The sequence below is a fragment of the Weizmannia acidilactici genome (genome assembly GCF_008974185.1).
In the GTDB taxonomy this organism is placed as follows: domain Bacteria; phylum Bacillota; class Bacilli; order Bacillales; family Bacillaceae_C; genus Weizmannia; species Weizmannia acidilactici.
The window spans coordinates 1-7,528 of record NZ_BKZP01000057.1; the positions used below are offsets into that span (position 1 = coordinate 1).

A 7,528-nucleotide genomic window follows, 5' to 3' on the forward strand; every position below is an offset into this window, starting at 1 on the left:
TATTTTTTCGGTGCAACAAAGTCTGTAAGCTGTGCCATTAATTTACTGCGTGATCTTTTATTTCTCATCAGATAAACGACACCCAAAGCGACAGTTGCCATGGCAAGTTTTTTTCTATCCATATCATCACCACATCCCTTTCATTGTCATATGTTCGTACTTTTCCCTGTACAGGCGCATTTAAACGGGGGTTTTCACAAATAAAAAAGGCAAACATGGACATGTTTGCCTTGAAAGGATGGAGTTGTTTAATGGGCGGCACCTTTTCCCGGTTGCGGTTTATGCTGTTTTTGGAAGTATTTTTTTACTGCAGGTACAGCGAGATGATCCAGACCCCAGACATAAGAAGCGCTGCCTGTAAACAACAGAATCATTGCAACGGTGTAAAGGATCGGGTTCGTACTCGTTGTGCCGGCAAGCATAAAGTTCAGGTTCATAAATGCACCTGCAAGTAAAGCCGGAATGGTGGCCAATCCTAAGATGAGGCCAAGGCCGACCAACATTTCGCCCCAAGGAACAAGCACATTAAATACGTCAACATTTGGGAGAGCGAAATGGCTGATGAACGAAGCATACCAGCCCTGAACAGCAGGATTTTCACCCGCGGTTTTCGCCAATGCGCCTTTTAAAAATCCGGAAGCGTCAAAACCGCCTGTTAGTTTATGAAAGCCGGCTTCAAGCCATTGGATGCCGAGCCAAATTCTTAAAATTGCCCAAATGATACTGATTTTAGAATCATGATACCATTTCATGATTACTCATCTCCTCAAATAAGGAATTTTAAAAGTCCCAAATCATGTTAATAAATATATTGTGAAACATTTCACATATATCACATTATTAGAATACAACATTTACAAGTGGGATACAATAGTCTTTTGAAGGTTGTCAAGAATTTGTGATATTTTTCACATTTGTGAACAGACCCGGTGTCGTAAATCGGGAAAATCCAACTTTTAACGTTAAATATACGAGATAATACTCAAATTAAGAAAAATCTCAATCACCGGGGGATCTGAACCGTTCTGTACTACTTCTGGAAAAGAAATAGGCGGAAACGAAGGAATATAAAAAAATCAGCGGGAAATCGCAGGAAATCAGTGAATGGCTTGCTGAATAATATACGGGTATCAGGGTAGCAAGTATTTGAATACTTGTTCTAAACTGTCAATAATATGTCAAGGAGCTGATGCTGGCAGGGATGGTATAATCTCTATAGAGAGTAATCGTTTTCAATCGATTTTAAAATAGGTGGTGGGCTTATGGCAACGGCAGCATTGAACGACCATTTCACGTATGCAGATTATATGTCCATAGGAAAAGATAACCATTTTGAAGTGATAAACGGGCAGGTTTTTATCATGCCATCTTCCCCCGAACCACGTCATCAGGAAGTCGCCAGAAGGCTCAAAAATGCTTTTGCGGCCCGGCTTAGGGGCTCCTCATTGCGGGTTTTCTCCTATTCTGTCGATGTCTGTTTATGTAGCGGCTTTATCGCTCTTGATGAGGTGAAAGAATGGGTGCAGCCGGATCTGGCAATTGTCAGCGCCCATTATAAAATCAGCGAAACAAGGATCGTGGGCGTCCCTGATTTAATCGCGGAAGTGCTTTCACCTGCAACTGTTAAGAAAGACCGCGTGGACAAATTTTACCGCTATCAAAGAGTCGGCGTGTGGGAATACTGGCTCGTGGACCCGTTCAATGAAGTGATTGACGTTTATATATTAAAAAACGGCAAGTACGAAAGTAGGGGCACTTATTTTAAAGATGACCGGATTCCGGTCTCTATTTTGCACAGTGCTTCCATTAACGGAAAAGAAATTTTTACAGTGCCTGTTCTGGAATAAGGGGCGGCGCACAGGCCGCCCTTTCCGCATCAATTAATTGTCTTCCCGAAGCTTCCTTCAAATACCGATTCTTTCACCGGCCTGCGATCGGACGGGGTTTCCCTTTCCTGCAATGCGACCGGCAGTGCATCTTTTTCCCCCTGGTAGCCGATGGCAATGAGCGCGTCGATTGCATAATCTTCCGGAATGTTTAGAACTTCACGAGCCTTTTCAAAATCAAAACCGGTCATCGGATGGGTTGCGAGCCCCTTTCTCACCGCTTCGAGCGACAGGTAGCCCCATGCGGCGCCAGCATCAAAAGCATGCGAACGGATCGGGCCGGTATCGCTTTCCGTTTTCGATATAACGAGCGCAAAAGAGGGAACGGTCTTACACCAAGTCTTGTTAAATTCACCGATGAAGGACATAAATTTTTCCCTGTCTTCCTTCGTGCGGGCAATGATAAAACGCCACGGCTGGTGGTTGAAAGCGGACGGCGCCCAACGAGCCGCCTCAAACAAGCTCATCAGCACATCTTCCGGTACTTCTTTTTCCAAAAACGAACGCGGCGACCATCTTTCTAGATAAACGGGGTCAATCTCATACTGCGCTTTCCGGGGCGAAAATGTTTTTACCATGATGACTCCTCCTCGTTTTTGTCATAATCCGCTTTTATTTTAAAATAACTTAATCTCTCATACAAACGATTGAACCTGAGGCCAAAAATGTATTTGCATCACGGATCATGTATAATAAAAGTTATGGATTAATTGGAGAATAGGATGAATGATGTTGGACGAATTTTCGCTTTCAATGCAGGACATAAAAGGAATGCACTCGAGTGCTGTTTACCGCCGGGGCATGTCTTATTACCAGCAGGGCCGTGTGAAAAATTTGGAATTTGATGATCTTTTTGACAGATGGACTGCAACCGTAAACGGAAGCGAGCCATATGATGTCAGTATTACTTTTGAAGATGGCATGTTTTATCCCGAATGCAGCTGTCCGGCTTTTTTGCAATACGGCGAATGCAAGCATGAAGTTGCAGCCATGATCGCAATCGCGGATAAGCGTGAAAATAGCTGGCCCGTTATAGAGGATTTCCTGGAAATGCGGAAGCGGGAGAAGGCTGAAAAATTTATGGATATTTTCTCCGGCCTCCAACAAATCCGGGTGGAGACGAGCCAACGTACGGCCAAAAGGCAGCTGCGTGTGGAATACATTTTAAAGCCGACGCAGATATTTTACTTAAACCGTCGTTTCTATTTAACGATTGAAATCAAAGTCGGACCCGAACGGACGTATGTGGTCCGAAGCATGAAAGATTTCCTCGGGAAAGTCGGCCGCGGACTCCCGCATGAATTTACAAAAAAATTCACATACGATCCTGAAGAATATTATTTTGCCAAAGAAGACAAAGAAATTGTGGACATGCTGCTTGAGATGTTTTCCACCCAACAATTATATGAGTCTTCCATTGATCAATGGCGCTATTCACCGAACCGGGACAGGGAACTTGTCGTCCCGCCGTTTATGGCGAGACAACTGGTGCAAAAGCTCTCGGGGCGGGAATGCAAGTTTGAAGACGGACTTGATGTGTACAGCCCGATTGTTGTCCGGCCAGCGAATGAACTTCCGCTTTCTTTCGAGCTGGACGAGGGGGCGGAGGGGCAAAACGGATTTTCGCTTCACCTTGAGAGCCTCGGAGACATCATTTTATTTGGGGAGTACGGGCTCGTGTTTTATGAAGGGATCTTTTATGAAACGGCCGCTGAGCAGCTCAGGCTTTTAAAAGAACTGGTGGAATTTAATGCTGGCGGCGGAGATGATGTTGCAATTGAAAAAGAACAGCTCAGCCCGTTCCTATCTAATGTTCTCCCGGGCCTGAAACGCATCGGCAAAGTGAAAATCGCAGATACAATCCAAGGCCGGTTGGTGCAGCCGAAACTCCATACCAAAATTTTTATGGACGAGGAAGACGGCCGGATTACATTGCGGATTGAACACCATTACGGCACCCGCGTGATCGATCCGTTTGTCCGGAAAGAAGCATCGGATCAAGATGTAATTTTACTGCGTGACCTTGAAAAAGAGCAGGAAATCATGACGCTCATTGAACGGTCTCCGCTGAAATACAACGGAAAACAGTTATATTTGGATGACGATGAAGAAGCATTGTACGAATTTATTGTTGATATTCTGCCGAAACTCGAAGAAGCGGCCGAAGTGTATATCGCGGGCAGAATCAAAACGTATTTCCAAATGAACCGGTATACGCCGGTCACATCGGTGGATATTGAATCGGACGGAAATTTTCTAGAAGTCAATTTTGACATGGACGGGATTGATGAAGAGGAAATCCGGAATGTGCTCCGGTCCGTTGTGGAGAAAAAGCGGTATTACCGCCTGCCGAACGGAGCTTTTGTTTCCTTGGAAAGTGAAGAATTTGAACATATAGGGCAATTGCTCGGAGAACTGAATATCCCGTCCAGAGAGCTCCGCCATGGCAGCTTAAAAGTTCCGCTCTACCGCAGCCTGCAGGTTGATGAGCTGATGAAAACGAGGGATAAACATGCCGTGAAATTCGGGAAAGCTTTCCGGAAACTTATACAGCATCTGAAGAACCCTGAAGATATGGATTTTGAACTGCCTAAGGGCTTGAAGGCGAAAATGCGGGATTACCAGGTAACGGGATTCCAGTGGTTTAAGTCGCTTGCCCATTACCGGCTCGGCGGCATTTTAGCAGACGATATGGGGCTCGGAAAAACGTTGCAGAGCATTTCTTATCTTCTATCGGAAAAAGAGACCAACCCGGATGAGGCGCCGTTTCTGGTTGTGGCGCCGGCTTCCCTCGTTTACAACTGGAAGAGTGAGATTGAAAAATTTGCGCCCGGCCTTAAAGCAGAAGTTATGATCGGAACGCCGTCCGAGCGTAAAGCGTTTTTCGAAAATGGCGGGTTGCCGGATGTGCTGATTACATCTTATCCGACGCTTCGACAAGATATTGAGAACTATGAAAAAATCAAATTTGATACGATGATTTTGGATGAGGTGCAGGCGATTAAAAACTATGCGACGAAAACAGCCGCGGCGGTACGGAGCGTGCAGGCGGCCAAAAGGTTTGCGTTAAGCGGCACACCGATTGAAAACTCGATAGATGAACTGTGGTCCATTTTCCAGGCCGTTCTGCCGGGTTTTTTCCCGCCGCAGGCCGAGTTCCGGAAAATGGAACAGGAAAAGATTGCCCGCATGGTGCGCCCGTTCATTTTGCGCCGCGTGAAAAAAGATGTATTGAAAGTGCTGCCGGATAAAATTGAGACGAACCATTTGTCGGAACTTACAAAACCGCAGAAAGAATTGTACTTGGCTTATTTGGAAAGGATCCGGCAGAAAACGGAGAAAACGCTTGCGGAAGGCGATTTTAACCGGAACCGGATCAAAATTTTGGCCGGGCTTACCCGGCTGCGGCAATTGTGCTGCCACCCGTCCCTTTTTGTGGAAAATTATCGGGGCGAATCGGGAAAATTGGAGCAGCTGGTCGAGCTGACGCAAACTGCGATCGAAAACGGAAAGCGTCTGCTGATTTTCTCACAGTTTTCCAGCATGCTGCAGCTGATCCGGGCGCGGCTTGAAGAAGAGGGCATTGATTCTTTCTATCTGGACGGGCAGACGCCGTCGCGCGACAGGGTCGAAATGGCCGACCGTTTTAACGGCGGAGAAAAAAATGTATTTTTAATTTCGCTTAAGGCAGGCGGCACCGGATTGAATCTGACTGGCGCGGATACCGTTGTACTGTATGACTTATGGTGGAACCCGGCGGTGGAAGAACAAGCCGCCGGCCGCGCACACCGCATCGGCCAGAAAAACGTCGTCCAGATTATCCGCCTGATGGCCCGCGGCACGATCGAAGAAAAAATTTACGAACTCCAGCAGAAAAAGAAAGAATTGATCGAAAAAGTCATCCAGCCGGGCGAAACGATGCTGAATAGCCTGAGCGAGCAGGAGATCAGGGAATTGTTGAGTATGTAACAGAACACCCAAAACCCCGCTGCTTCAATTTGCAAGCGGGGCTTTCTTTATGATGCGGCGACCTGCTTTTTCCTGCCTGCATATGCGGATAGCAGCACGCCCAGTTCAAAAAGTACCAGCAGCACGATCGAAACAAGAAAATCAGAAATAAAATCTGGCGGCGTCAGCACAACCGAAACAGTCACGAGAATAAAGTACAATACCTTTCTGCTTTTTCTTAACTGCTGTGCCGTGACGATATGAATGGAAGTTAAAAACATGATGATGAGCGGAAATTCAAATAAAAACCCGAATGGAACCGTCAGTTTCAGCAAAAATTTAAAATAATTCCCGGGAGTAAACAGCAGTTCAAACTGTTGACCTGATAATTTTACCAGGAAATGAAAAATGGCGGGATAAACGAGAAAATAGCCGAATGCAATGCCGCCCGCAAAAAAGATAAAAACGCCGGGATAAATAATAGGCTTTGCGGTGCTCTTCTGGCGTTAAAGCCGATTTTACAATCTGCCAGATCTGGAAGGCGGCAAAAGGTATTGTCAGGCCGATTGTTGTGGCCCCGGCAATCATGCAGTGATATCCCCGGGACCCAGCACCGCTAAATGGCCGTCAAAACCGCGAAGAAGCCAGCGGTAAATCGTTTGGACAAAGCACATGGCAAGAATGAAAAAAGTGGCAAAAACTGCAGCAACCAAAAGAATCCTTTTTCGTAATTCCTCCAGATGCCCCATTAACGGCATCAATTCAATCACCCCATTTTAAAGCACACTTACATATTCTTCGGCTTTTTTTCCTCCTGTTCAGCAGAAGGCACCAAATCTTTTGTCGAATTTTTGAATTCCTTTAATGTATTTCCGACGGCCCTGCCGATTTCGGGTAGCTTGGACGGCCCGAATATGATAAGTGTAATAATTAAAATAATAATTAATCCCGATATGCCGACATTTTGAAACATAAGAACACCCCCTTTTATTTAATCGGCTGCTTTTCTTTTTTCCGTTCCATTTTGGATTTCATGGGCCCGTTCGTGTGCGCGTATCCGGTCTTCCTCCGTTTCAGAAGACCTTTTGCGGCCGCCTGCCACTTCAGCCGTGGATACTTCTACCAATCCGTCGGCACATTTTTTATAAACGAACGATGCCCTCGTCGTCATATCCGCACCAGGAATGGTTACATAAGGCACAACTCGGTAATCTGCCCGCCACTGTTCCGGCGTTACAGTGCACCTCACATATCCGCGATAATCGTTAAAAAACTTAATATGCTGGTTCAATCCTAAAATTTTATCCGTATCTGCACGTTTATACGCTCCGTTGCCGCCCGATGCAATGGACGTCCCGATAAACTCAACTCCGAGAAGTTTTGACCGGGCATCGTTAAAATCACTTAAAATATTGGAAGCCCAATTGGCATGGACATCTCCGGAGATCACAAAGCTTGCCAGTAGATCCATCCGGGTGAAAAAAGAAAGACCACTTCTTAATGCCAAATGAACAGGCGTTATGGAAGTTGGTTTTGGTGCGTTTACATTTATTGCATTAAGGCTTTTTAGTGTGAAATACAATATTTTTCCACAAAAAATTGTTGTTTATTTCAATGCATTAAATGGAGATAAGTGAAAAATTTTTTAGGTGCCCATATTGTGACTACCTTGGTTGTTATAATGAGCTTATAAA

5 protein-coding genes and 2 pseudogenes are annotated in these 7,528 nt (G+C 45.5%); 2 read left to right on the plus strand and 5 right to left on the minus strand.

Annotated features, from left to right (window positions below; all coding sequences use genetic code 11):
• Positions 1-248: 248 nt before the first annotated feature.
• A complete protein-coding gene (locus BpJC4_RS15235; protein WP_151698159.1) occupies positions 249-752 on the minus strand; it encodes a DoxX family membrane protein in 504 nt (167 codons plus the stop codon).
• Between the two features lie 510 nt (positions 753-1,262).
• On the opposite strand from BpJC4_RS15235, the gene BpJC4_RS15240 reads away from it, so the two are divergent.
• Positions 1,263-1,847, plus strand: a complete 585-nt coding sequence (locus tag BpJC4_RS15240) for a Uma2 family endonuclease (protein ID WP_151680845.1) — start codon at positions 1,263-1,265, stop codon at positions 1,845-1,847.
• A 29-nt stretch (positions 1,848-1,876) separates the two neighbouring features.
• Here the strand turns inward: BpJC4_RS15240 and BpJC4_RS15245 are convergent, their stop codons facing one another.
• Complete coding sequence (locus BpJC4_RS15245) at positions 1,877-2,464, minus strand: nitroreductase family protein (protein ID WP_151680846.1); 588 nt, start codon at positions 2,462-2,464, stop codon at positions 1,877-1,879.
• Positions 2,465-2,612: 148 nt separating this feature from the next.
• On the opposite strand from BpJC4_RS15245, the gene BpJC4_RS15250 reads away from it, so the two are divergent.
• On the plus strand, positions 2,613-5,855 hold the full coding sequence (locus BpJC4_RS15250) for a DEAD/DEAH box helicase (protein WP_371862313.1): 3,243 nt from the start codon (positions 2,613-2,615) through the stop codon (positions 5,853-5,855).
• A gap of 47 nt (positions 5,856-5,902) precedes the next feature.
• Here BpJC4_RS15250 and tatC read toward each other — a convergent pair.
• The 3 genes and pseudogenes from tatC to BpJC4_RS15265 all read right to left on the minus strand — a co-directional run.
• Positions 5,903-6,592: pseudogene (gene tatC, locus BpJC4_RS15255) on the minus strand (twin-arginine translocase subunit TatC).
• Positions 6,593-6,621: 29 nt separating this feature from the next.
• A complete protein-coding gene (gene tatA, locus BpJC4_RS15260) occupies positions 6,622-6,807 on the minus strand; it encodes a twin-arginine translocase TatA/TatE family subunit (RefSeq protein ID WP_151698160.1) in 186 nt (61 codons plus the stop codon).
• An 18-nt stretch (positions 6,808-6,825) separates the two neighbouring features.
• Positions 6,826-7,284, minus strand: a pseudogene (locus tag BpJC4_RS15265) (alkaline phosphatase D family protein); the annotation flags it as partial.
• Positions 7,285-7,528: the final 244 nt, after the last annotated feature.

Excerpts from the sequence above, each read along its gene's own strand:
- BpJC4_RS15235 (WP_151698159.1), bottom strand. The coding sequence starts at position 752 with ATGAAATGGTATCATGATTCTAAAATCAGTATCATTTGGGCAATTTTA.
- BpJC4_RS15240 (WP_151680845.1), top strand. The coding sequence starts at position 1,263 with ATGGCAACGGCAGCATTGAACGACCATTTCACGTATGCAGATTATATG.
- BpJC4_RS15245 (WP_151680846.1), bottom strand. The coding sequence starts at position 2,464 with ATGGTAAAAACATTTTCGCCCCGGAAAGCGCAGTATGAGATTGACCCC.
- BpJC4_RS15250 (WP_371862313.1), top strand. The coding sequence starts at position 2,613 with ATGATGTTGGACGAATTTTCGCTTTCAATGCAGGACATAAAAGGAATG.
- tatA (WP_151698160.1), bottom strand. The coding sequence starts at position 6,807 with ATGTTTCAAAATGTCGGCATATCGGGATTAATTATTATTTTAATTATT.